This window comes from Nitrosophilus labii, from assembly GCF_014466985.1.
GTDB classification, from domain to species: Bacteria; Campylobacterota; Campylobacteria; order Campylobacterales; family Nitratiruptoraceae; genus Nitrosophilus_A; species Nitrosophilus_A labii.
The window spans coordinates 208,181-232,807 of record NZ_AP022826.1 but is presented as its reverse complement, the minus strand read 5'-3'; the positions used below and the strand labels follow the sequence as shown (position 1 = coordinate 232,807).

Annotated in this window: 21 protein-coding genes and 1 tRNA gene; 5 read left to right on the top strand and 17 right to left on the bottom strand. The window is 34.3% G+C overall.

The features are described 5' to 3' along the window. Positions 1-93: 93 nt before the first annotated feature. Positions 94-1,086 carry a GGDEF domain-containing protein gene (locus tag NIL_RS01270; protein ID WP_187647846.1) on the bottom strand — a complete coding sequence of 331 codons (993 nt, stop codon included), beginning with the start codon at positions 1,084-1,086 and terminating at the stop codon, positions 94-96. A 2-nt stretch (positions 1,087-1,088) separates the two neighbouring features. After that, entirely contained in the window at positions 1,089-1,910 is an 822-nt protein-coding gene (gene panC / locus NIL_RS01265; protein ID WP_187647845.1) for a pantoate--beta-alanine ligase, read from the bottom strand. A gap of 79 nt (positions 1,911-1,989) precedes the next feature. Between panC and prfB the strand changes: the two genes are divergently transcribed. The 4 genes from prfB to NIL_RS01245 all read left to right on the top strand — a co-directional run bounded on the left by prfB (position 1,990) and on the right by NIL_RS01245 (position 5,533). Beyond that, complete coding sequence (prfB, locus tag NIL_RS01260) at positions 1,990-3,099, top strand: peptide chain release factor 2 (RefSeq protein WP_187647844.1); 1,110 nt, start codon at positions 1,990-1,992, stop codon at positions 3,097-3,099. A gap of 480 nt (positions 3,100-3,579) precedes the next feature. Then, the gene (locus NIL_RS01255) at positions 3,580-4,014 is read left to right on the top strand and encodes a hemerythrin domain-containing protein (protein ID WP_187647843.1); all 435 of its coding nucleotides are present in this window, start codon (positions 3,580-3,582) and stop codon (positions 4,012-4,014) included. Next, positions 4,011-4,262 carry a hypothetical protein gene (locus tag NIL_RS01250; RefSeq protein ID WP_187647842.1) on the top strand — a complete coding sequence of 84 codons (252 nt, stop codon included), beginning with the start codon at positions 4,011-4,013 and terminating at the stop codon, positions 4,260-4,262. The genes NIL_RS01255 and NIL_RS01250 overlap by 4 nt, the downstream gene beginning before the upstream one ends. Further along, on the top strand, positions 4,262-5,533 hold the full coding sequence (locus NIL_RS01245) for a hypothetical protein (protein ID WP_187647841.1): 1,272 nt from the start codon (positions 4,262-4,264) through the stop codon (positions 5,531-5,533). The genes NIL_RS01250 and NIL_RS01245 overlap by 1 nt, the downstream gene beginning before the upstream one ends. Before the next feature lie 18 nt (positions 5,534-5,551). Here NIL_RS01245 and NIL_RS01240 read toward each other — a convergent pair. The 3 genes from NIL_RS01240 to mqnP form a co-directional block, all read right to left on the bottom strand. Further along, positions 5,552-5,628 (bottom strand) — tRNA-Arg (locus NIL_RS01240). A gap of 17 nt (positions 5,629-5,645) precedes the next feature. Further along, the gene (locus NIL_RS01235) at positions 5,646-6,359 is read right to left on the bottom strand and encodes a uracil-DNA glycosylase family protein (protein ID WP_187647840.1); all 714 of its coding nucleotides are present in this window, start codon (positions 6,357-6,359) and stop codon (positions 5,646-5,648) included. 553 nt (positions 6,360-6,912) lie between these two features. Continuing rightward, on the bottom strand, positions 6,913-7,779 hold the full coding sequence (gene mqnP, locus NIL_RS01230; RefSeq protein ID WP_187647839.1) for a menaquinone biosynthesis prenyltransferase MqnP: 867 nt from the start codon (positions 7,777-7,779) through the stop codon (positions 6,913-6,915). Between the two features lie 152 nt (positions 7,780-7,931). Between mqnP and miaA the strand changes: the two genes are divergently transcribed. Next, complete coding sequence (gene miaA / locus NIL_RS01225; protein ID WP_187647838.1) at positions 7,932-8,825, top strand: tRNA (adenosine(37)-N6)-dimethylallyltransferase MiaA; 894 nt, start codon at positions 7,932-7,934, stop codon at positions 8,823-8,825. 9 nt (positions 8,826-8,834) lie between these two features. On the opposite strand, the gene nuoN is transcribed toward miaA, so the two are convergent. From nuoN to nuoD, 12 genes are all read right to left on the bottom strand, one after another. Further along, positions 8,835-10,322 carry an NADH-quinone oxidoreductase subunit NuoN gene (gene nuoN, locus NIL_RS01220; protein WP_187648535.1) on the bottom strand — a complete coding sequence of 496 codons (1,488 nt, stop codon included), beginning with the start codon at positions 10,320-10,322 and terminating at the stop codon, positions 8,835-8,837. After that, positions 10,319-11,845, bottom strand: coding sequence for an NADH-quinone oxidoreductase subunit M (locus tag NIL_RS01215; RefSeq protein ID WP_187647837.1), 1,527 nt, complete (start codon positions 11,843-11,845; stop codon positions 10,319-10,321). Before NIL_RS01215 ends, nuoN begins: the two co-directional genes overlap by 4 nt. Positions 11,846-11,856: 11 nt before the next feature. After that, positions 11,857-13,746 (bottom strand): NADH-quinone oxidoreductase subunit L, encoded by a 1,890-nt coding sequence (nuoL, locus tag NIL_RS01210; RefSeq protein WP_187647836.1) that lies wholly within the window; start codon positions 13,744-13,746, stop codon positions 11,857-11,859. 10 nt (positions 13,747-13,756) lie between these two features. Beyond that, on the bottom strand, positions 13,757-14,059 hold the full coding sequence (gene nuoK / locus NIL_RS01205; RefSeq protein ID WP_187647835.1) for an NADH-quinone oxidoreductase subunit NuoK: 303 nt from the start codon (positions 14,057-14,059) through the stop codon (positions 13,757-13,759). After that, a complete protein-coding gene (locus NIL_RS01200; RefSeq protein ID WP_187647834.1) occupies positions 14,056-14,610 on the bottom strand; it encodes an NADH-quinone oxidoreductase subunit J in 555 nt (184 codons plus the stop codon). The genes nuoK and NIL_RS01200 overlap by 4 nt, the downstream gene beginning before the upstream one ends. An 11-nt stretch (positions 14,611-14,621) precedes the next feature. Further along, complete coding sequence (gene nuoI / locus NIL_RS01195; RefSeq protein WP_187647833.1) at positions 14,622-15,233, bottom strand: NADH-quinone oxidoreductase subunit NuoI; 612 nt, start codon at positions 15,231-15,233, stop codon at positions 14,622-14,624. Between the two features lie 10 nt (positions 15,234-15,243). Beyond that, on the bottom strand, positions 15,244-16,236 hold the full coding sequence (gene nuoH / locus NIL_RS01190) for an NADH-quinone oxidoreductase subunit NuoH (RefSeq protein WP_187647832.1): 993 nt from the start codon (positions 16,234-16,236) through the stop codon (positions 15,244-15,246). 3 nt (positions 16,237-16,239) lie between these two features. Continuing rightward, a complete protein-coding gene (locus tag NIL_RS01185) occupies positions 16,240-18,726 on the bottom strand; it encodes an NADH-quinone oxidoreductase subunit G (RefSeq protein WP_187647831.1) in 2,487 nt (828 codons plus the stop codon). Beyond that, positions 18,723-20,996 (bottom strand): NADH-quinone oxidoreductase subunit G, encoded by a 2,274-nt coding sequence (locus tag NIL_RS01180; protein WP_187647830.1) that lies wholly within the window; start codon positions 20,994-20,996, stop codon positions 18,723-18,725. Before NIL_RS01180 ends, NIL_RS01185 begins: the two co-directional genes overlap by 4 nt. A gap of 10 nt (positions 20,997-21,006) precedes the next feature. Next, positions 21,007-23,046: an FAD-dependent oxidoreductase gene (locus tag NIL_RS01175; protein WP_187647829.1), complete on the bottom strand. Its 2,040-nt coding sequence runs from the start codon at positions 23,044-23,046 to the stop codon at positions 21,007-21,009. A 13-nt stretch (positions 23,047-23,059) separates the two neighbouring features. Next, complete coding sequence (locus NIL_RS01170) at positions 23,060-23,290, bottom strand: NADH-ubiquinone oxidoreductase subunit E family protein (RefSeq protein WP_187647828.1); 231 nt, start codon at positions 23,288-23,290, stop codon at positions 23,060-23,062. Positions 23,291-23,385: 95 nt separating this feature from the next. Next, positions 23,386-24,618, bottom strand: a complete 1,233-nt coding sequence (gene nuoD / locus NIL_RS01165; RefSeq protein ID WP_187647827.1) for an NADH dehydrogenase (quinone) subunit D — start codon at positions 24,616-24,618, stop codon at positions 23,386-23,388. Positions 24,619-24,627 lie beyond the last annotated feature (9 nt).

Genomic DNA, 24,627 nt, shown 5'->3' with positions numbered 1-24,627 from the left:
GTAAATCCTTTTTATTCTTTAATTTTATCTAATCTTTTTATAAGGATTTACACAGTTATATTTACACTCCCTATAAAAATTATCTTAGACTCTCTATAGCAAAACTACTCTGTTTTTACCTTTTTTCTTTGCCTCGTACATAGCTTTATCGGCTCTATCTAAAAACTCTTCCATGCTTTCACTCTCTTTATACTCCGTTATACCAAAACTTGCCGTATATGAAATTATTTTTTCATCTATTCTGACATTATGATTTTCTATAACTTTTCTAAGTCTTTCGGCTATTTTATATACATCTTGTTGCGTCAAATCGGACAAAATTATCGCAAACTCCTCTCCCCCTAATCTAAATGCCTTTGTCCCTTTTCTTATAAAGTTTTTCAAAATCTCACCTATATTTTTCAATACCTCATCACCTACATTATGACCATATTGATCGTTAATCTTTTTAAAGTCATCAATATCAAGATATATTAAGAATACATTTTTAGAGTCGCTTATTACTCTCTCTAGTTCTTTCTCAAAACCTCTTCTATTATAAAGTTCGGTTAATGGATCAATATATGAAAGATGTTTATACTCCTCAAATTTGTCTTGAAGGTTATCTAACTTTTTGATATTTTTATTGATCTTCTCTTTTAGTTTTCTATTCTCTTTTTCTAATTCATTAATTTTTATTTGTAGTTCTTTAATTTTTCCGAACTCTTTTTCTTCAATAACATCTTTACTATCTTTTATATATTGTCTATGTTTATCAATGTTTGAATCTATCATAGAGATTATATTTTCAGACTCATTAGCTACGCTTTTTAACTTATCCGATACCTCTTTTGCAACATAATCATCTAAAATTATAGGCTTATCTTTTAAATACTCTTCATATAATAAAAAAATATTTTGATCCGTTAAAAGATGTTTTTCATTTATAGCGCTACACAATACAAAAAACCAATCTTCGTAATTCTTAGGAGTTAAGGGGATATAATGCTTTGCCATAAAGGCTAAAGTCTTTTTAGCCACCTCAGAAATTTTTCTAGTATCTTCAATATTGGGCTTTTTTAAAGAGAGCCATCGTTTACAATTCATAACTATATCCATAAATTATCTATAAACCTTGTATTTCCAACTTTCGCAGCAACTAAAATGATACTATTCCCCTTCTCAACACTTTTTATTTTATCCAAATTTTTATTAACTACTTCAATATATTCGATTTCAACTTTCTCTAAGACTTTAAACATCTCCTCTCTTATCTTTTCGACATCTTTCTCGCCTTGCATTATTAACTTTCCAGCTCTTTTTAAGGACTTAGAAAGTAGCAGTGCTCTTTTCCTCTCTTCTTCACTCAGATATACATTTCTGCTACTCATTGCAAGACCGTCAGATTCTCTTACAATATCGCAAGGAACAATCTCTACATCCATATAAAAATTTTCCACCATCTTCTCTATTAGATACAGTTGCTGCGCATCTTTTTTACCAAAATAGGCACGTGTAGGTTTAACAATATTTAAAAGTTTATTTACTATCTGTAAAACTCCATCAAAATGTCCGGGTCTATTGTAGCCTTCGAGTATATATCCTTTAATTTTCGGCGCTTTTACCAAAACCTCATCTTTTTGATATATATCTTCCACACTTGGCATAAAAAGATAATCTACTCCAGCTAGTTCACATATTTTTTTATCCGCTTCATATTTTCTAGGATATCTGCTAAAATCTTCTCCCGGTAGAAATTGAGTAGGATTTACGAAGATGGATACCACTGTAATCTCATTTTCTTTGCAAGATTGTCTGATTAAAGAGAGGTGTCCTTCGTGCAAAGCACCCATTGTAGGAACAAACCCAATGCTTCTTTTTTCTTTTCTTAAAATCTTCATCAATTCTTTAGGGTTTTTTACTACTTTCATACATATCCTTATTGATATAATTATTTGATATAATTGCACTAAACTTTTAAAGTTATTTTACCCAAATTAGGAGATAAAATTGGACAGCTACGAATATTCCGAACTTCTAAAAAAGCTTGAAAAGAAGATAGAAAATATCAAAAATATAATAAAACCATCTGCTATAGAAAATAGACTAAAAGAGATAGAAGAGGTGGAAAACTCTCCAGAATTTTGGAACGATGCAAAAAAAGCAGGCGAAATTCAAAAAGAAAAAAACAAAATATCTAGAATTTTGGAAAAATATAATGAAGCAAAAAGCGCTGTAGAAGATGCTAAAGAGCTTTTTGAGATGGCTAGCGAAGAAGGGGACGAAGAGACTTTAGGTATGCTTTTTGAAGAGGCAACCTCTTTGGAAGAAAAAGTTACTAAAATAGAAATAGAAACTATGCTTAGCGGTGAAAACGACGATAAAAACGCTATCGTTTCTATACATCCAGGAGCCGGAGGCACAGAGTCTCAAGATTGGGCAAGCATACTTTATAGGATGTATCTTAGATGGGCAGAAAGGCACGGTTTTAAAGTAGAAGTTCTTGACTATCAAGAGGGAGATGAAGCAGGAATAAAAGATGTTAGTTTTATAATAAAGGGAGAAAACGCATACGGCTACCTAAAAGCGGAAAATGGGATACATAGACTAGTTAGAATAAGCCCTTTTGATTCTAACGCAAGAAGACACACATCTTTTGCTTCGGTTATGGTCAGTCCCGAAGTAGATGATGATATAGATATCGTTATCGAAGATAAAGATATTAGAGTCGATACTTACAGAGCTTCAGGTGCCGGAGGACAACACGTCAACAAAACCGATTCGGCGATTCGTATAACGCATATCCCAACGGGAATAGTAGTACAGTGCCAAAACGACAGAAGCCAACATAAAAACAGAGCTACGGCTATGAAAATGTTAAAATCGAGACTCTATGAACTTGAGCTAGAAAAGAGAAAAGCCGAAGAAGAAGGTATCGAAAAGAGCGAAATAGGATGGGGTCATCAGATAAGAAGCTATGTTTTGGCTCCTTACCAACAGGTCAAAGACAATAGAAGTGGCATTGCCTATTCTAATGTTGAAGCCATTCTTGACGGAGATATTGACAAAATTATAGAAGATGTTTTGATCGCAGAAGCTGAAAAGGGAAGTAAAGAGTAACATTATATTTAAAAACGCAAAATGAAAAATAATCTATTTTAAAGAAGGTATTTATCATCTATTCAAAAAAATTTATGGATAGATAAAATATTTTTATCAATTTTTGTTTTTTCTTCTCATTTTCTACTTTTTTCTTTACAATTACAACAGATTTAAGATAAAATTTATTTATATATCATTAATATAAAACCATAAGAAAAACTTTTTATAAGAGTTTTTCTTATTATTATTATTTTTAATATCAATAATAAGGAGATATTATGATGCCATCTGAAATTTTAGGTATTGTTTACTCAGTAGTCGGCGTAGTTTCTGTAGCAATGTGGCTAGGTTTTAACCTAAAAAAAGCCTAATCTCGCAAGGCAACTTTCAGTTGCCTTCCTCTTTAAATCTTCCAATATAGCCTCTACTTTTTTTGATCTTAATCAAAATATTTTCTTATATTTTAGATAAAATAACAAAAAAATTTTAGGAGTAAAAATGAGTATAAAAGAGTATATGACAACAGATCACAGAGAATGCGACAATCTTTATGCTCCATTAGAAGAGGCCCTAAATGAAGGAGATTTCGAAAAAGCGCTAGAACTTTTCATACCTTTTAAAAAAGCAATGCTAAAACATTTTGCTATGGAAGAAGAGGTTCTGTTTCCAAAGATGGAAGAATTTATGGGAAGCGGTGAAGGTCCGATTTATATTATGAAGATGGAGCATGCACAGATAAGAAGTATAATAGATCAACTTGGAGAAGCAATAGAAGCTAAAAATCAAGAAAAAGCTCTTGGTCTAGGAGAAACGTTTATGATTATGACTCAACAGCATAACATGAAAGAAGAACAGATACTTTACAATATGGCCGAACAGCTTCCTATCGACAAAGAACAAACATTAGAAGAGATGAAAAAGGTCGATGTATGACTGAAATATTAGTAGATACAAGAGAGTTCGAAGCTCCAGCACCGATGCAGATGGTGCTTTCGGCTTTGCAATCAGTTCTAGAAGGGGAGAGCTACATACACCAAATCCACAGAATGGTTCCCCAAATGCTTCTAAACAAGATAAAAGGTATGGAGTACGACTATATCGTAAAAAAGGATGGAGAAGATTATCATATTTATATATTCTTCAAAAATGACAGAAATAAAATAGAGGAAATTCTCGGATAATGTTTACCGGGCTCTCACTGGATCAAGCACCACCTTTTGAAGCGCCCCTTAGATTTTTCCTAACAGCTCCTATTTTTGCAATAGCAGCAGCTGTTCTTATATTTTTCTCTCAAGATTTATCAAGCATACACTCTCCCGAGACTGTTGCCATTTTACATCTGTTTACTATCGGTTTTATGAGTATGATAATGATAGGAGCTATGCAGCAGATGCTGCCTGTTTTGGTAGGCGTTACCTTTCCAAAACCCATATTTTTCTCTAAAATCATACATATCTCTTTGATTTTGGGAACCGTTTTGTTTGCAGCGGGACTCTACTTTTTCAAAACTCCACTCATAATGGGAGCCCTCTTCTTTTTGTTAGTGGGTATGGGAATTTTTGCTTTGATAACACTTTATAAACTCTTTAGTGCCTCATATTCGGGTGCCACTGTAAATGCTATGAAACTCTCTTTGATATCACTTTTTATCACACTTCTTTTAGGTGCACATCTTCTAGTTTCTTTGGGAATTTCAAAGGTTTCTGAGAGTTTTGATACATTTTTATCTTTACATGCTATGTTTGCAGTTTTTGGCTGGGTAGGACTTCTTATCATTGGTGTAAGCTATCAGGTAATACCTATGTTTTACGTTACTCCAGATTTTGAAGAAAAGATCAAAAAATATCTTGATGTTTGTATATTTACACTTCTGATTTTAAGTACAGCGGCACTTTTTATAGAGTTTAAATATATACTAACTGTTTTATCGGCTCTTTATATAATCTTTGCAGTAGCTACTTTGAAGCTTTATGGAAAAAGAAAAAGAAAACTAAAAGATATCACTATCAACTACTGGATGCTTTCTAGTGTTTCACTCATTTTTGGAGCTATTTTACTCACTATCTATCTATTCACTTCTATAGACCAACTTTTATGGATAGGAGGGGTTTTACTGATATATGGGTTTGCCATATCTTTGATAAACGGAATGCTATATAAGATCATTCCTTTTTTGGCTTGGTTTCATTTAAGTAGTAGAGGTTTTTTCGATATACCCACTATGAAAGAGATGATTAAAGATAAAGATGCAAAATTACAGCTTATTTTTCATACATTAGCACTTATTTCTCTTTTAATTTTACCTTTTTTGCCACTTGAGAAGTTATCGGCTCTTTTGATAGCCATATCAAACATACTTCTTTTAAGAAATCTTCTAAAAGCAGCAAAAATATATTTTGAATATAGAGACAAACCTAGTCCTGTAGAAAACTTCGGCTTTAAAAAAAAGTAATTAATGAAGGTTAAGCTATGGCGCGCCCGGAGAGATTCGAACTCCCGGCCTACAGGACCGCAACCTGTTGCTCTATCCAGCTGAGCTACGGGCGCATTGCGGTGAAATTATATCATAAAAGATTTTTAGATAAAAGTTTCATCGGCTTAAAAAAGTTTATTGCGTTTTTATTACAGACAAAACTAACATTATAAGGGTGTTCGAACCTATGGATTTTAAAATATTGTGATACTTTCATACTATCTATCTCTTTTGCGGCATTTCCAAACAAAATCAACTCAATATCTTTATCTTTTATAGATTCTAAAATCTTTTCAATAAATGGATACCAAAGTTTTAGATGTTTTTTGCTATCTTCTTTTTTCGTAAAAATAAGTGCTCTGTTTAAAAGTAAAACTTCGTTTCTTTCAAAATTGCTTTTTAGCTCCATGATGTCATTGATAAGATCATCTTTTTTAACTCTTTTTACCGCCTCTTTGGAAGTATCCTCTTGAGTAAGTCTTCCATCTGCTATCAAAGCCATCTTAATAAAGTTTCTAAGACTAACGGCTCTATTTACCTCTTTGGAGAGTCCATTTTTTTCATCAAATATTTTTTTAACTTTTGCGTCTATAAAAGCATAACCTATAGCGCTCTCTTTTCTTGGATACGGGTCTTGTCCAAAAAGAATATATCTTGTTTTTTCTAATGGCAAAGTTTTAAATGCATTGAACATATTGTTAAAATCTGGGAAATATGAGTTGCTGTTTTTTATAAAATCTTTATAATCTTTGTCAAGAACATTAAAAGATTCTAAAATTATCTCTCCCCAACTATTTTCAACCATAAAAGCTCACTATATTTAAATCTAGCCTATTTTTATCAAACTATAAATTTTATGTTATATAACTCAACTTTTGCACATAAGTTATATTAGTTTTTATTTTTAAGGTACTAAAAAAGCCTATAAAGGCCACTTTTAGACATGGTACAACTGCAAAAAAACATATCATTAAAAGTGCTTTTTATAGGTATTAACAATATTATCAAAATTGCTATGAGTAATGTCTTAAAAAATCCGATAGCTTTGGCTTTAAAAAGTATAAATTTTTATTAAACCCGGATTTTGCAATAGACTTTATCACATTATTACTAAACATCAGGTTTTGGCGATCAAAAATTTTTTGACTTATCACCTTGTAAACAGGCCTTCAAAATTTTTAAAAAGCCTCTAAAGCTCAAGCAAAAGCACTACTGAAATAAATTCTATTGCATAATCCGGATTTAATATAGAACTTGCTTTGGCAAAAAAATTGTACTAATACATAATGGAGATATCAATATAAAAAAGATAAGAGCAAAAATATATTAAAAATAGTTATTTCTTATAAAAATGAAACTTAAATTTTGTCAAATAATACTTCTAAAACAGTTAAAAATAAAAAAATTATTCCCAAATATCCATTTACAGTAAAAAAGGCTCTATCAATTTTTTTAAAATCCCTATTTACTATTAAGTGTTCATAATAAAGCATAACAGCACTTACTATAACAGCTAAATATCCAAAAAAACCTAGCTTCGACTCAATTACAAAAAATAACCAAAAAAGCACAGTCAGACTATGAAAAATCTTAGATAAAAAAAGAGTACATTTAGCTCCAAACTTAGATGGAATTGAGTATAGACCCATCTTTTTATCAAACTCCATATCCTGTAAACTATAAAGAAGATCAAATCCCGCTACCCAAAACATTACACCAATAGCTAAAAAAACAGACCATAATGTTATCTTTGCCTCTACAGCAATAACTCCTGCAATTGGCGCCAAACCAAGACTGACTCCTAGGATTATATGAGCATACTCGCTAAATCTTTTAAAATATGAATATATTCCTAAAATAAATAGTATAGGAAAAGAGAGCCAAAAAGCTAGATTGTTAATAAAATATGCAGTAATTATAAAAATAAAAGCATTGGCTATTATAAATAAAAGTTGTGCTTGCTCACTTATTCTACCATCAACACTTGGTCTATTTGAAGTTCTTGGGTTTAACTTATCTATATCTCTATCTAAGTATCTATTTACACCCATAGCAAAATTTCTTGCGCTTGCAGCTGCTACCAATCCTAAAAAAAAGAGTTTCCATCCAAACCATCCATTTGCCGCAACAATCATTGCAATAAAAATAAATGGGAGACTAAAGATAGTATGTTTAAACATCACAAATTCGTTAAAATCTTTTAAAAGTTTATATATCTTTTGCATATTACCTCTTTTAGATTGTTAAATTGGTCAAATAAGTTGATTTGTTGAATGGTTTAATTATTAAGCTTTTTTAACTACTCAACCGCTTAACTACTCAACTAAATTGAAATTATACATTTTTCAAAATTAATTATTCATTGTATAATTTTAAGATGAAACAATTAGCCATCATTGGACCGACTGCGAGCGGTAAAAGTAATCTTGCTTTAGAATTAGCACAAGAGTGTAATGCATATATTTTGTCAATTGATAGTCTATCTGTTTATAAAGAGATTGATATAGTCTCTGCAAAACCTTCAAAATCGGAATTAAAAAAGATTTTACACTTCGGTATTGATGAATTATATCCAAATGAACACTTTAGCGTAGACATTTTTATCAATATCTACAAAAAAGCAAAAGAGACTGCTTCAAAAGAGAAAAAAAATCTTATAATGGTCGGAGGTACAAGTTTTTATCTAAAAACTCTTATTGAAGGAATTTCTCCTATTCCAAAAATAGAACAAGAGACAATTATAAAAACAAAAAATATAATGAAAAACATTATAGATGCATATAATCTATTAAAAAAAGTTGATCCCTTATATGTACAAACAATCTCTTCATGCGACAGATACAGAATAGAAAAAGCTCTGTTAATATACTTTTCTTCAAACTTACCTCCATCCATTTACTTTATGAAAAATCCCAAAATACCGTTTATAAATGATTTAACAATATATGAAATAGATATTGATAGAGAAACTTTACGAAAGAAAATTGAAACTAGAACAAAAAAGATGATCAAAATGGGCTTAATAGACGAAGTCGCCTATCTTGAAAAAAAATACACAAGAGAACCAAATCCGATGAAGGCTATAGGTATAAAAGAGACGCTAGAATATTTAGATGGAAAATACAACAAAGAGAAATTAATAGAAAAAATCACTACAAATACAGCTAGACTTGCCAAAAGACAGCAAATATTTAATAAAACTCAATTTGATAAGAAAACATGTAATACAATAGATAAACTTTACGAGCTAATCAAAAAAGATTTTTGTTAGATAAGCGGATTAAAAACCGCTTATACTAACATAATGAGTTATATACTCCATCAAAGGCGAAATAAAAACAACAGATAGTATAGTAGCCACAGCTGACAAGCCTACTATAGTCTTAAGTGAAAGTGAGGCATTTTTAAAATATACGGTATTGCTATCTACTATAGGCTCTCTCATAAACATATAAACAATCAATTTTAGATAGTAGTATGCACTTATTGCACTATTTATAGCCATAATCAAAGCTAATACTATATATCCAGCATTAACTGCAGAACTCATTACATATAATTTTCCCCAAAAAAGGCTAAATGGGGGGACACCTGCAAGACTAAGCATAAAAATTGCCATTATGGTTGCAGCTACCGGCATTATATGAACAAGTCCTGAGAATTTTTCGTATGGATGGTCAAATCTCTTATGCCAAATTGTACTTTTATGTCTTGAAATCCAAAGCATTGTAAAAGCGCCTAGATTTGTGAACAAGAAAAGGACCCAATATAAAAATAGAGCACTGTTAGATTGTGTAGTTCCTATCATTATTGCCGCCATAACAAAACCTGCATGGCTGATGGAACTATAAGCTAACATTCTTTTTACATCGTCCTGAACCAAAGCAACGATATTGGCAAAAGTCATAGTTACAACAACAGCTATATACAATATATCTCTTACCCAAGTAACATCACTATGTATTAAAAATTCGAAAAATCTTATGGCTACTATAAATCCTGCTATTTTTGGTACTACAGACATATAACCAGCCAAAGCGGCGCTTGCACCTTCATAAACATCCGGAGTCCAGGTATGAAAAGGGACCATAGAAAGTTTAAAACCAATAGCAGCAATCATAAATGCTACTGCTGCAAGAACAGCCCAAATCGGTTCATATCCTCTATCAGCCAATACTTCAGCAATCTTATATAGTTCTACACTTCCGGTCAAAGCATATATAATCATTGATCCCATAGCATAAAAACCGGCGGCCAAAGCTCCCATCGTAAAATATTTAATAGCGGCTTCAAAGCTCTTCTCTCTATTATGCATAGCTATTAATGTGTATAGCGCTAAACTTGCTGTTTCTAAACCAACAAATATCAAAATCAAGTTGTCTGTTGCAACCATAAACTGAAAACCGGCTATCATAAATAAAAAAAGCGCAAAAAACTCTGGAAGACTGAATTCATGAAATCTTTTAGATGTTAATGCTAAAGGTATAAATAGCATTGAGGCAACAACTATAATTATTTGTGAAAGTATTGCAATACCATCTATTAACATAACATCAAAAAAACCTCTTTCATTTACATCCAGTCCGATAATGGCCCCCAAATCTATAAATAAGAACAAAATAGAAAGCATTACGTACAACGACTTATGCAAATTCTCTTTTATCAAATCTATACATAAAATAACCAATCCTCCAGCAACTGCAATAAGCATAGGAGCTAAGGTTATTAGATTTAACGATTCTAAGCTTACTTTAATCGGCTCCATTATTTCGCCTCCAATTCTACTCTATTTGTGCTAAACAACTCTTTCGCTTCTTTTGTTATTGCCTTTTTCTCCATCAATTCTACAAGACTTTTAACACTAGTATCAATAGGACCAAGTACAGGCTTAGGATATACTCCTAACCAAACAACTACTAGTACTAAAGGAACCAATGATGTCAATTCTTTAGCGTTTAAATCGGTGAGGTTTTTATTTTTTTCATTTGTTAATGGACCAAAAAAGCTCTCTTTATAGACTCTAAGCATATAAACAGCGCCTAAAATTATTGAAGTTCCAGCTAATAACGTTAATGCAGGAGAGACTTTATAAAATCCAAGTAGACTCAAGAACTCTCCAACAAATCCTATTGTCAGTGGAAGTCCAACAGAGGCCATTAGCATAATTCCAAATATAGTGGCGTATTTAGGCATAACTGAAGCAAGCCCCCCAAACTCTTTTATAAGTTTAGTATGTCTTCTATCATATATATTTCCAACCAGCATAAACAGAGCACCACTTACGATACCATGGCTTAGCATTAAAAATATAGAACCAGCAATACCCTCTACGTTCATAGCAAAAGTACCTAAAACAATAACACCCATGTGGGAAATTGAGCTATAAGCGATTACTTGCTTTATATCCTCTTGAGCATAAGCGACCATAGCTGTATAGATAATCATAATAAGTGAAAGAATAGCCACAGGTATTATAGCCGCTACTGAAGCATCAGGAAATATTGGTAATGACAATCTAACAAATCCGTAAGTACCCATTTTTAGAAGTACAGCTGCCAATATCACTGAACCTATAGTCGGTGCCTGACCATGTGCATAAGGTAACCAAGTATGAAACGGAAACATTGGCACTTTGATAGCCAATCCAATAAAAAATGCTACAAAAAGCCAAATTTGAGTATCGTAAGGCAGTATTAGTTTATGCCAATCTGTTATTGCAAAACTTATGGTTCCTGTTGCTAAATAGTATGAATAGGCAAGATATAACATACCTACAAGCATTATTAACGATCCGGTAAAGGTATATAGAAAAAACTTAATTGATGCATAAATTCTAAGCTCACTACCCCAGTAACCGATAATATACAACATCGGAACTAATGATAATTCCCAAAAGATATAAAACAATACCGCATCTAGTGAAACAAAAACACCAACCATAGTCATCTCTAAAAATAGAAGAGAGACTATAAGATTTTTTAAATTATTTTCAATAGTTAATGAAATCAAACCTATTAATGTTATAAAAGTAGACAATATAACGATAAATAGCGATATACCATCTACACCTAAATAATAATTTATGCCAAACTGCGGAATCAATGGAATCAACTCTACAAACTGAAAACCGCCGTTTGAGCTATCAAAACTCAGCCATAGCCATAGTGATAACACAAACTCTATAGCCGCTACGGTAATACCATAAGCTCTTATACTATCTTTTTTAACGATAAATCCTAACAACCCCGCAAGGGCCGGGAAAAAGACCAATACTGATAAAATATAACTCATTTAGTTTCTCCTTACCTTACCGGACTATAAACTATAGCTAATACTAGTAGAGCAATAAGACCAATAACCATCCATTTAAGCATACTTGAAAGGTTACCGCTTTGAACAACTCTACCTTTAAACCCAGATTTGTAAATTACGTTTGCAATAAAATCAACAGTAGCATCAACCACTCTTAAATCCAACTCTTTCCACGCAATTCGTGATAATTCAGCATACGGCTTTGAGAAAACTTTCTCATAGATAATAGGAATATAATACTGATTTATCAATAATTTATAAATAAAAGTCTCTTTCCATTTTTCGCTAAAGCCGCCTCTACTATATTTATATACAGCAAAGCCTATACCCGATAGCGCAATCATAGTAGTTATACCTATCAAAGCAACAACAGTTATACCGTGAACATTAAAGTGGTATTCAGGCAATAACATAGTAACAAAATGTTCAAAGCTCTCTTCAAAGAATCCAGATATAATTGCCAAAATTGCAAGAGGCAACATAGCTACTAACATATACCAATAAGCTTCATGAGGATGAAATCCATATTTTTTATATCTCTCTTCACCAAAGAACACTAGCATTACAAGTCTAAAACTGTAAAATGCTGTCATACCGGCTCCAAGCCACAACATAAACCATAGTAAATAGTGCTCTGAATCAAATGCAACTTCTAATATTTTATCTTTAGAGAAAAATCCTGCAAATGGATATATTCCGGCTAGAGCAAGCGATGCTATGATCATCATAATAGCAGTCCATTTCATTGTTTTTGCAAGGCCGCCCATTTTAAATATGTTAAGTTCATCATCCATTGCATGCATTACGTTACCAGCACCCAAGAAAAGAAGTGCTTTAAAAAATGCATGAGTCATAAGGTGAAATAGAGCAATCCAGTATGCGCCTAAACCTGCGGCTACAAACATATAACCAAGTTGGCTTAATGTTGAATATGCAATTATTCTTTTTAGGTCTTGGTTAACTAATGCCATTGAAGCAGCAAAAACAGCAACAAATGCACCAATAGTTGCTATAAGAAGACCAACGTCTGGGATAGTACTATAAATTGGATTTGCTCTTATAACCAAATATACCCCGGCCGTAACCATTGTAGCAGCATGTATAAGTGCCGATACAGGCGTAGGTCCTTCCATAGCGTCAGCAAGCCAAGTATGAAGAGGGAACTGCGCTGATTTTCCCATAGCACCAATGAATAGGAAAATCCCTATTAAACTAACTAAACCGATATTTAACGCTGAAACATCTTTAAATACTACATCATACTGTAACGAACCTGTATTCCAATAGATTAAGAAGATACCGATAAGCATTCCAAGATCTGCTATTCTGTTCATTATAAAAGCTTCATTAGCTGCCCATGAAGGACTTATAGAAGGGTTAATATCTCTTGTAACATCTGGCTTTTTGTACCAAAAACCAACTAGTAACCAAGAACAGAGACCAACGCCCTCCCAACCTATAAATAGACCTGCAAAATTGTCACTCATAACAAGAATCATCATAGAGAAAACAAAGGCTGAAAGATAAGAGAAAAATCTATTAAAACCTTCGTCATATTTCATATAACCTATAGAATAGACATGTACAAGAGCCGAAACGGTAGTAACAGTAACCATCATAATAACTGATACTTGATCTACTATAAAGCCAAATGGTATATCAAGCCCGCCGACATTAATCCAGTCAAAAAGTTTGACATGGATAATATTTCCTGTTGATGTAACATAGCTAAGCAAATAGAGTGAACTAAATAGTGAAACAAATAGTAGTGCTGAAGCTACAATTCCGGTAAACAGCTTTTTAGGCTGAGCACCGAACATAGCTGCAAAAAGTGATCCTACTAATGGTGAAAACAGTGCAAGATATAGATATTTTTCCATGTGCCTTCCCTTAACCGTGCATTGATTGCATCGTATCAAGATCGATGCTTCCAACTCTTTTATACCAAATTATCAGTAAACCAAGCCCTACGGCCACCTCACTAGCCGCAATAGCGATAATAAAAAAAGCAAAAAGCTGACCAGTCAAATCCATATAAAATTTAGAAATTGCAGCAAAGCCAATATTTACGGCATTTAATAGCATCTCAGTCGCAAAAAATAACATTAATAAGTTCTTTCTTCTTAAGATTCCAACTAAGCCTATACAAAAAAGTATAGCCGATAATACCAAATAGTGACTTAGTGTTATCATTGCACTGCCTTTTCTTGAATTTCGTCATCATCTTTAAGCGTTAAGCTTTCATCCATTCTTTTACTTGCCATAATAATTCCAGAAATCATTGCAACCAAAAGCATAACTGCTGCAACTTCAAATGGAACTAGATATTTAGTAAATAAAACAATACCAACAGCTTCGGCATTTCCAATTCCATCTTTCATAGGATATAGTGCATGAACCTTGTCTGAAATGATCGGTGCAACAAATATTACGACAAGTAAAAGCGCTGCCATTCCACTTAACAGAAATACTACTTTATTACTTGTATTATTCTCTTTTACATCTTTAGCACTATCAAAAAACATCATTCCAAATGCATATAAAGCCATTACTGCACCAGTGTAAACGATGATCTGAACAACACCTAAGAAATCTGCATCAAGAAGAAAAAAGAATCCTGAAATAAAAATCATTCCAGCCACCAACGCACTCATTGCATATAATGCGTTCTTACTCATCACAGTGATTGTAAACATTGCTATAGTCAAAGCTGCAAATGTATAAAATGCAATAGCTTCTATCATGTCTATCCCTTTTAATAGGCTAATGGTGTTTTTTTGATAAGCTTATCTGCTTCCGGGGTCGGTGCTCCAAAACCTTGATACTCTTTCTGCTCTTTTAATTTATCTATTGGAGTAAGCATATCCTCTTTCAAAGCAAAATGAGCTCTTTGATCACTGGCATTTTCATAATCTGGACCATGTACTATTGCTAATTCGGGACATACTTCAGCACAATATCCGCAAAATATACATCTTCCGAAATTAATAGTATATTCGGTCGGAACTTTCCTTCCATTTTCATCTATTTTAGTATCTATTCTTATACATTTTGCTATACAAATTTTTTCACACAATCCACAACCGATACATCTTTCATTACCGCTTTCAAGAAGTCTTAATAGTTTATGAATAGCTCTATATCTTGGTCCAATAGGAATTTTCTCTTTTGGATATTGTATTGTATGGATATTAAACCTAACCATCTCCATGAATACAATTTTTAGACCTACAAACAACTCGGTTTTAAATGTTCTTTTTACTACTCTTTTAAACTTTTCCCATGGTGTTGCTGGATATTCTTCTATCTCTATAAGCTTGTAATTTTGTGATCCAACATATCTGTTTTTAAACTGTTCTAAACTCATTACATCCCCCTCATATCATCAAAACGATACCGGTAATTACTATATTGATAACCGCAACTGGCATCAAAACTTTCCAACATAACCACATTAATTGATCTGGTCTGATATGAGGCCAAGCCGCTCTTGTCCATAAGAACAAAAATATAAAGAAAAATACTTTTAAAAGTATCGCAATCGCTCCAGGTATAAATCCCCAATCGTTAAAACCGCCTAAAAAGATTATACTAACTAAGAATGATACTGTAAAAAGGTTTGCATATTCTCCAATAAAGAACATACCCCATCTCATTCCAGAATACTCTGTTGCATAACCAGAAACTACTTCCGCTTCATGTTCTAGAAGGTCAAAAGGAGTTCTGTTTGTCTCAGCAAACCCAGCAATCAAGAAAAGCACAAATGCTACCGGCTGGCTCCAAATTAACCAGTTTTCCATTCCTCCTGACTGATAGTTGTTTATATCGATCAATGAAAGCGATCCTACCATCATTAGTGGGGCGAGAACTGAAAGTCCCGTAACAACTTCAAAGCTAAGCAGCTGGATTGTTGTCCTTGCCGCACCTATCAACGACCATTTATTTCCAGAAGCCATACCTGCTAAAAGTGGCCCATACATACCTACGGCCATAACACCTAAAACATATAAAAGTCCAACATTTATATCTGAAATAATCGGTCTAACAGTATACCCACCAATCGTAAACTCAGGGAACATCGGTATTGCGGCCATAGCCATAAATGCAGTGGCAGCAGTGATAACAGGTGCTATTTTAAAAATCGATTTTACTGCATTTTGTGGAACAAAATCCTCTTTAGTAAAGAGTTTTATACCATCTGCCAATACCTGTAAAATACCATAAGGTCCAACATGCATTGGTCCAAGCCTTCTTTGCATAAAAGCAAGGACTTTACGCTCAATGTATGTAGCAAAACCTGCAAGAGCCGAAAATAGACCCAAAACTATTAAAATCTTGATAATTGTCTCTATGATAAATGCACCACTCATAGCTTACACCTTTTCAATGTTTACTTCAGTAAATCTATATCCATTGCCGAAGATTTTTCCGGCATCTATCTTTTTATCAAAGGTAGGTATATATGCTCCACTACCTATTTTATCATCAAGTTTAACTTCTAATGTAATGGTATTGTTTTCTTTTTGAATTTTAACTTTATCGCCCTCATTTAGCTCAAATTCTTTCATAAATGTTTCGCTTGCATACAATCCTCCACACTCTTTTAGCTGGTGTGTTTTGGCGGTGAATGGGCTAAATTGTAATACTGGTTCACATCTATATATCACAACACCGTTAAACTCAGGCAACTCCTCTATCTCCTCAACTTTCTCCCTACTAATTGCCACCTTATTTGACTCTAATATATAACCTCTCTCCTCTTGACCGGCATTTGTAAAATGATTCGGCAACTCATCAAAATCTATAGCTTTAAAACCCTTCTCTTTAGGTAGCTCTTTTGTAAACTCTATCGTATAATCCTTATCGCTAACCCCCAAAGCCCTAGCTATATCATTAAGCACGTACCCTTCGTACGGTAACGCAACATTTGTAGGTACAACCCTCTTGTCAATATTTGTAAATGTACCCTCCTGTTGATTGAGTGCCGGCATATCCAAATCGCCATCACCCAACGCACTCAATACAAAATCACCGTCTGTGTTATAACCTATAACAAAATCTCCCTCTTCCTCATCCAAATCACATATCAACGAAACTCCAAGTGTATTTGTCTTAGAAGGTATAATCATCACATCAAAATCTGTAAACCTATCTATCAACCCAGCTAATCTAGCTATATTCTCAGCCCTAGGATGTGTGTATAAATCCTCGCCTAATATAAGAGTCGACTTCTCTCTTTTTGATAAAACTTTTTCCAACTTATCCATAAAATTTGACGGTGCATCAAGCATATCCAAAAGTTTTGTATGATCAACTTTGATAGTTTTCTTAACTTTTTTTGGAACTATTTTTGTCTCTTCAACTTCTATCTCTTTCTCTTCTCCAGTCTCTTCATCTTTCACTTTCTTTTTGACTTTTTGCGTTACTTTCTCTTTGATTGTCTCTTCAATCTCTTTATCTATTTGGGTGTGAAAAGATTCAAGATATGAGGAGATCTTTTTAGGAAGTTTCTCTTTATCTGCGAACATTTCCAAAATAAGATATAGAGCCGCTTCCTCCTTTAAAGGTTTATGATATACTGGAACTACACTCTTACCAAGAGACTCTATCACAGAATCTTTTAGTGGGTGAAAATATATACCCCCTCCTTTGTTCATTTTAACAGCATTGTTGTAGGCAAATCTTACTCTTGGATTGTCGCTTTTAAGTTGACTTCCAATAGATACTACAAAATTGGATTCGTGTACATTTTTAACATCTGCGCTATATAAAGACGAACCGCTAAATTTTGAATATGTGTTTAAAAATTTTTTATAGTTTAACGCATCTTGATTTATAAGTTTATAACCATGCTTCTCTTTTAATTTTTGTAGTATCAAAGCCTCTTCATTTGTTATATATGAGTCAAATTTTATAGTATCAGCTTTTTTGAAAGCGTTTATCGCATTTTCAAATGCTTTTTCATCTTTTTTTGCTCTATTTTCAAAATCAAATCCAAATCTACCTGCACCACATAAAGGCTGATAATGAAATTCATTTGTTACTCTGTAGAGTTTAGGCTCTGGATTGTTAATTGACGTATGTTTTGTTTCATAAAACAGATGGCATGTAGCACTACAGTGTGCACAAGAAGCTGGAATTTTGTTAAGTTCCCAAGAATTTGTAGTGTACATATAATCTTTACTAACTAAAGCACCAACCGGACAAACAGCAATACACTCACCGCACCATGTACAATCGAGCTCTTCTCCAGCAACAGCACCTATTATCGATTTTTGAAGCTTGTTCCACATTGCATAGGCATCTTTTGGCATCTCATTTTTGAGCTCTTTAGGAAGCTTGTCTCCGCCTCTTGGTACGGTTTTTAGCGCAGAATCACCTATTAGGTCTTTACATACAGTTACACACCTTTCACAAACAATACAAAGCGAAGCGTCATAATGTATAAAATTCCAATCTTTAATAGGTCTGTTGGTATCTCTGATGGCATAGTGTTGTTCATCTACACCCATTTCTAAAGTGTAGTTTTGTAGCTCACATTCACCGCTTTGATCACAAACACCGCACTCCAATGGATGGTTTACGTCATAAACCTCCATAATCGCTCGTCGCTCTTTTATAATATTTTCAGTTACGGTAACCACATTCATCCCATCTTTGGCTTTAGCGTTACAAGCATATACCTGTTTGCCGTCAGCCTCGACAAGACACAATCTACAAGCAAGTGTAGGCGAACAACCTGTCAAATAGCATATAGCTGGAATAAAAATATCGTTAGCTCTCGCAACATTTAGTATAAACTCACCATCACGAGTTTCACACTCTTTGCCGTCTATAATTATCTTTATTTTCTCACTCATTGTCCGCTCGCTTTTTCAATTTTTATCACTTGGTATCGATAATCCGATAGTATATCAAAGTAGCTTAATCCCATATCAAAAGTTTCTAAAAGACCTATAGTTCCTTTAAGGCTTGTGTCAATTCTAAACACCCTTTTTAGGTCTCCAAAAGAAGTTTTTACAACTACTTCATCGCCATCTTTCAGTTTAGCAGCAATAGAAAACTGTTTGGAACCTACTAGCTCGGAAGAGAAGTTTAGCTGGTGTGTTTTGGCGGTGAATGGGCTAAATTGTAATACTGGTTCACATCTATATATCACAACACCGTTAAACTCAGGCAACTCCTCTATCTCCTCAACTTTCTCCCTACTAATTGCCACCTTATTTGACTCTAATATATAACCTCTCTCCTCTTGACCGGCATTTGTAAAATGATTCGGCAACTCATCAAAATCTATAGCTTTAAAACCCTTCTCTTTAGGTAGCTCTTTTGTAAACTCTATCGTATAATCCTTATCGCTAACCCCCAAAGCCCTAGCTATATCATTAAGCACGTACCCTTCGTACGGTAACGCAACATTTGTAGGTACAACCCTCTTGTCAATATTTGTAAATGTACCCTCCTGTTGATTGAGTGCCGGCATATCCAAATCGCCATCACCCAACGCACTCAATACAAAATCACCGTCTGTGTTATAACCTATAACAAAATCTCCCTCTTCCTCATCCAAATCACATATCAACGAAACTCCAAGTGTATTTGTCTTAGAAGGTATAATCATCACATCAAAATCTGTAAACCTATCTATCAACCCAGCTAATCTAGCTATATTCTCAGCCCTAGGATGTGTGTATAAATCCTCGCCTAATATAAGAGTCGACTTCTTTGCTCTTACTCTTCTCTTTCTTGTAAGCCTCTTTAGAACATCCTCTATCTCTTCTTCCCCTACATTACTCTCAGCACTAAGATATCCTATATCTAAATCTTCAAACCACTCTTTATCAATATTTTCTTTATCTTCTTTAGAAAGAAGAGCGTTAGCCAACATTGCCATAACGCCTTCTTCTGTTCCAACTTCATATCTTACAAACTTAGTAACAACATTTTTTAATAGCTCATCTTCCATAGGATGAAAATTTATTATTTCACTGTTTCTTTTTCTATTTGAAAATGTCATAGCATATCTAACGGCTGGATTATCGGTTGCCACCATAGACCCAAAAATTATTATAAAATCACTATTTCTTATATCTTCCAAATCTGCAGAGTAAAGAGTTCTACCACTAAACTCGCTATATTTTTTCAAAAACTTTTGATACGCTTTTGCTTCGTTATTTATAAGTTTTAATCCAAATCTGTTTTTCAATTTTTGAAGTATCAAAGCCTCTTCATTTGTAATAATAGAGTTAAATTTTATTGTATCAGCTTTTTTGAAAGCTGTAAGCGCATTTTTAAAGGCATTTTCATCTTTTTTTGCCCTGTTTTCAAAATCAAATCCAAACCTACCGGCACCACAAAGATTTGCAAATTCAAACTCATTTTTTACTCTGTAGATCTTAGGTTCTGGATTGTCAGTAGATGTGTGTTTAATTTCATAATAGAGATGACAAGCAGCGCTACAGTGGGCACAAGCTGCCGGAACTCTGTTTAACTCCCAGGCATTAGAAGTATATTGAAAATCTTTACTTATCAATGCACCAACAGGGCAGACAGCGATGCACTCACCGCAAAAAGTACAATCAAGTGTAGGTGCATCTTTTGGAATTATCTGAGATTTGTATCCGCCGTATTCTATCTCAATTGCATCATCACCTATTACTTCATTACAAACATGAACACACTTTTCACACAAAATACATAAATAAGGATCATATTGAATATAGTTCCAATCTTTTATCTTTCTATTTTGATCTTTTGCAGTGAATTCTTGAGAGTTCACCATAAACTCAAGAGTTTTATTTTGAAGGTCACACTCACCGCTTTTATCACAAACCCCACACTCAAGCGGATGATTTACATCATATAGTTTCATGATATTTTGTCTATGAGTAAAAAGCTCTGCAGAATTTGTTTTTACTTTAATATCTGGTGTTGGAGGTGTTTGACAGCTAAGAACAAATCCCTCTACACCTTCTACTTCCACAACGCAGAGACGGCAAGATTCGATCGGCTTAACTTTAGGCAAATAACACATTGTTGGGATATATATCCCCTCTCTTCTAGCAACTTGAAGTATAGTTTCGCCTTTTTTAGCTGTCACTTCACGTCCGTCAATATAAAACTTTATCATGTACGCGCCCCTAAATAGCTACCATAGCAATATAATAACATCTCATACATCTTTCAGCTTCCGCAATAGCTTCTTCCTGGGTAAAACCTAAATTGACCTCTTTATTGTTATCTTTTCTCTCTTGAACAGTTAGTTTTTCACTAACTACTCTTGGAAGCCCAGGAAGCCAACCAGTAATTTTCTCTTTTTTATCATAAACTTTTAGATTTCTTAGATGATCTTCCATAATCTCTTCATCTGTCAAAGTTACTTCTCCAGTTTGTACATATCTACTCATAACGGAAGCAGCTCTTTTAGCCTGACCTACAGCATTAACTATGGTCATTGGTCCATATTCGCAGTCTCCTGCTGCAAATACGCCTTTTCTTGAACTCATATATGTTTTCCCATCCGTTTTTATAGTTCCCCAACTAGTAAGTTCGATCTCCCACTCTTCAGGAAGATGCGAAAGATCGGCACTTTGACTAACTGCAGGTATAAGATAATCGCACTCTATCTCAAAATCCGCACCTTCAATCTTAACAAGCTGCGGTCTTCCTCCGTTAGGATCTGGAACCAACTCAAATCTATTTACTTTAAGCTTTTTGAGTCTATCATTTTCGTCTGTTATAATCTCTTCAACAGCTGAGTAGAAAATAAACTCTACACCCTCTTCTACCGCTTCATGATACTCTTCGTAAGTAGTATTTCTAATAATCGTTGCTTCATCCCGGCGATAGAGCATAATGACCTTTTTTGCATTAGCTCTAACTGCACATCTAACAACATCCATAGATGTAAAACCACCGCCTACACAAACAACTGTTTTTCCGGTCAAATCCACATAATCTTTATCGAGCATCTGCTGTTCTTGTATCTCTTTTGGTACCGGAATCCCATATTTAACGTACAAATTTACGCAGTCCAAAAAGTTAATAGCTCCCCAATAGCCTTTAATCTCTTCTCTTTCATTTTTTGCTCTAACTTTTTTAGATATTCTTGTACCCGTTGCTACTAGTATTGCATCATACTCTTTTTCAAATCTTCTCATATCATCGGCAGTTACTCTTTTACCGGTTATAAACTTTACGCCATTCAAAGATGCAACCGCTTCTATATCTTTGTTATATTTTCCAACGGGCATTCTGTATTCTGGAACTCCAACGGCAACTTCACCACCAAGGACAGGGAGTTCTTCATATATATCACAGGCCACACCTTCTAGTGCCAAATAATAAGCACCTGTTAAACCTGCAGGGCCTGCCCCTATAATCGCTACTTTTTTGCCATTCAAAGGTTTTTGTTCTTTAGGATGGAGCCAGAAAAGTCCATGATTATCTTCAAAATCTGCACCGATCCTTTTAAGCTCCATAATAGAGATTGGTTCATCAAGGTTGGCCCTTCTGCACGCATCTTCACATGGATGAGGACAAACACGTCCACAAGTATGAGCAAGAGGCATAGTCTTTCTTGTTGCCTGCAAGCTATCGTCAAATCTTAAATCTCTTACACCTTCAATGTATGCAGGAATATCCACATGTGCAGGACAAGCATCCATACATGGTGCTGTAACTTTAGCAATATAGTTTATATCTTCATTGTAATGAGGGGAAGGTTTTTTATTTTCTATCAAACTATTTATATCATCTTCAAAATATTCTAAAATAGACAAAAGTGGTCTTGGGACAGTTCTACCTATTTCACATTTACTGGTTTCCATCATTGTTCTAGAAACCTCTTTTAAGTGTTCAACATCACTCTTTTCACCTTCGCCTCTGGCTATCTTATCAAATAGATCATAAAGAATTCTGCCTCCCCATCTTCCAGGCGCACATCTTCCACATGCTTCGGAATAGATCTGATACTGCTTAGCATACTCCGTAGCAAGCCTAACTACATCTACATTCTCATCAAAGAGTGCAAATCCATCCCATCCTATAAATGCTTTAGAGTTTATATCTATATTGTAATTAACGGGAAAATTGTATGATGATTCTGCCCACTCTTCTATAGGCTTGCCTCTGTTGTCGATAAATTCATCTCGCCAACATGAAAAATAGACTTTGCTCACTTTCTCACCCTCTTTACGCTTTTCTTCTAACCACTATAGTCCAATCTACCTGATTGAACTTAAGTGAATTTAGAAGTTCGTGACCAGCCTCTTTTACTAAATCAGCACTTTTTTGGATCGGAGAAAAATCACCAATTTCAAATAAAAATATCGCTACCTCTCCAGGCTTAACTTCATTTTCCAAAAGTTCCATCATTCGATCATAAAAGTTGTCTTTTAAATGTCTCAAATCATATCTAACCATTTTCATCCTTTTTTAAAGGGTAAAGGAGTAAAGGAGTGAAGGAGTGAAGGACTTATTTTTACCTTCTCACCTTCCCACCTTTTCACCTTCCCTGCTTATCTGTCAATTTCTCCGAAAACAATGTTTGTAGAACCTATAATAGTTACTACGTCAGCCAAATAGTGTCCCGGAAGTAAATCTTGCAATATTCCGGTATGCCAAAAACTTGGTGCTCTAATTTTAAGCCTGTATGGATATGGCTCTCCTTCGCTTCTTATAAAAAATCCCAACTCTCCTTTAGGAGACTCAGTTGGAACATAAACTTCTCCAACAGGCGGTCTCATTCCTTGGGTAACTAGAACAAAATGCTGCATCAAAGAGTAGTTTTGAGTCATAATATCTTCTTTGGATGCAGAAATGTATTGAGGAACCTTCGCCATCAACTCTGGCCCCGTCTCTTTATACATCGGTATAAGTTGTCTTATAATTTTGATACTTTGTCTCATCTCTTCCATATAAAGCTTATACCTTCCATAACTATCACATCTGTCACTTACCGGAATATCAAAATCAAGCTCATCATAAAGTTCATAAGGTTCCTCTTTTCTTATATCCCACTCAATTCCGCTACCTCTTAGCATAATGCCACTACATCCCCAGCTTTTTGCCATCTCAGGTGGGATTACGCCTACATTTTCGAGTCTCATTCTCCAGATTCTGTTTTTATCAAGCAAACCTTCATACAGTTCTATTTGACTTGGAAGGTTGTTTAAAAACACAGATAGTTTCTCTAGCCAACCTTTTGGAAGATCTAACGGCACCCCACCTATTCTTACTGCACTGTGCGTAAGTCTAGCACCACAATAATCTTCCATCAAATCCATCGCATATTCACGCTCTCTGAAACAGTACAAAAAGACACTCATAGCACCAACATCAAGTGCATGTGTAGCGAGCCAGAAAAGGTGCGATATGATTCTGTTTAACTCAAGCAGTATTGTTCTTATAACCTTTGCTCTTCTTGGAATCTCATTCTCTATACCCAACAACCTTTCAACAGCAAAGGCAAATGCGTAGTTATTAGATGTTGCGGCTATATAGTCCATCCTGTCAGTTGTCGGTAAAAATTCGTTATATATCATATTTTCAGCCATCTTCTCCATACCTCTGTGAAGATAGCCGATATCAGGCACAGCTTTTACTACTTGCTCTCCGTCAAGCTCTAGTATTAGCCTTAACTGACCGTGTGCTGAAGGGTGCTGAGGACCAAAGTTGACAACCATAGTGTTATCATCTCTATCAAAAACCAGGTTCTCAAAAAAAGGTTCTAATCTATTTCTTTGCTGCATTTATAGGCT

What these genes read in the sequence shown, in the direction of transcription:
- NIL_RS01270 (WP_187647846.1), bottom strand. Translation starts at nt 1,086, where the DNA reads ATGAATTGTAAACGATGGCTCTCTTTAAAAAAGCCCAATATTGAAGAT.
- panC (WP_187647845.1), bottom strand. Translation starts at nt 1,910, where the DNA reads ATGAAAGTAGTAAAAAACCCTAAAGAATTGATGAAGATTTTAAGAAAA.
- NIL_RS01255 (WP_187647843.1), top strand. Translation starts at nt 3,580, where the DNA reads ATGAGTATAAAAGAGTATATGACAACAGATCACAGAGAATGCGACAAT.
- NIL_RS01250 (WP_187647842.1), top strand. Translation starts at nt 4,011, where the DNA reads ATGACTGAAATATTAGTAGATACAAGAGAGTTCGAAGCTCCAGCACCG.
- NIL_RS01245 (WP_187647841.1), top strand. Translation starts at nt 4,262, where the DNA reads ATGTTTACCGGGCTCTCACTGGATCAAGCACCACCTTTTGAAGCGCCC.
- NIL_RS01235 (WP_187647840.1), bottom strand. Translation starts at nt 6,359, where the DNA reads ATGGTTGAAAATAGTTGGGGAGAGATAATTTTAGAATCTTTTAATGTT.
- mqnP (WP_187647839.1), bottom strand. Translation starts at nt 7,779, where the DNA reads ATGCAAAAGATATATAAACTTTTAAAAGATTTTAACGAATTTGTGATG.
- miaA (WP_187647838.1), top strand. Translation starts at nt 7,932, where the DNA reads ATGAAACAATTAGCCATCATTGGACCGACTGCGAGCGGTAAAAGTAAT.
- NIL_RS01215 (WP_187647837.1), bottom strand. Translation starts at nt 11,845, where the DNA reads ATGAGTTATATTTTATCAGTATTGGTCTTTTTCCCGGCCCTTGCGGGG.
- nuoL (WP_187647836.1), bottom strand. Translation starts at nt 13,746, where the DNA reads ATGGAAAAATATCTATATCTTGCACTGTTTTCACCATTAGTAGGATCA.
- nuoK (WP_187647835.1), bottom strand. Translation starts at nt 14,059, where the DNA reads ATGATAACACTAAGTCACTATTTGGTATTATCGGCTATACTTTTTTGT.
- NIL_RS01200 (WP_187647834.1), bottom strand. Translation starts at nt 14,610, where the DNA reads ATGATAGAAGCTATTGCATTTTATACATTTGCAGCTTTGACTATAGCA.
- nuoI (WP_187647833.1), bottom strand. Translation starts at nt 15,233, where the DNA reads ATGAGTTTAGAACAGTTTAAAAACAGATATGTTGGATCACAAAATTAC.
- nuoH (WP_187647832.1), bottom strand. Translation starts at nt 16,236, where the DNA reads ATGAGTGGTGCATTTATCATAGAGACAATTATCAAGATTTTAATAGTT.
- NIL_RS01185 (WP_187647831.1), bottom strand. Translation starts at nt 18,726, where the DNA reads ATGAGTGAGAAAATAAAGATAATTATAGACGGCAAAGAGTGTGAAACT.
- NIL_RS01180 (WP_187647830.1), bottom strand. Translation starts at nt 20,996, where the DNA reads ATGATAAAGTTTTATATTGACGGACGTGAAGTGACAGCTAAAAAAGGC.
- NIL_RS01170 (WP_187647828.1), bottom strand. Translation starts at nt 23,290, where the DNA reads ATGGTTAGATATGATTTGAGACATTTAAAAGACAACTTTTATGATCGA.
- nuoD (WP_187647827.1), bottom strand. Translation starts at nt 24,618, where the DNA reads ATGCAGCAAAGAAATAGATTAGAACCTTTTTTTGAGAACCTGGTTTTT.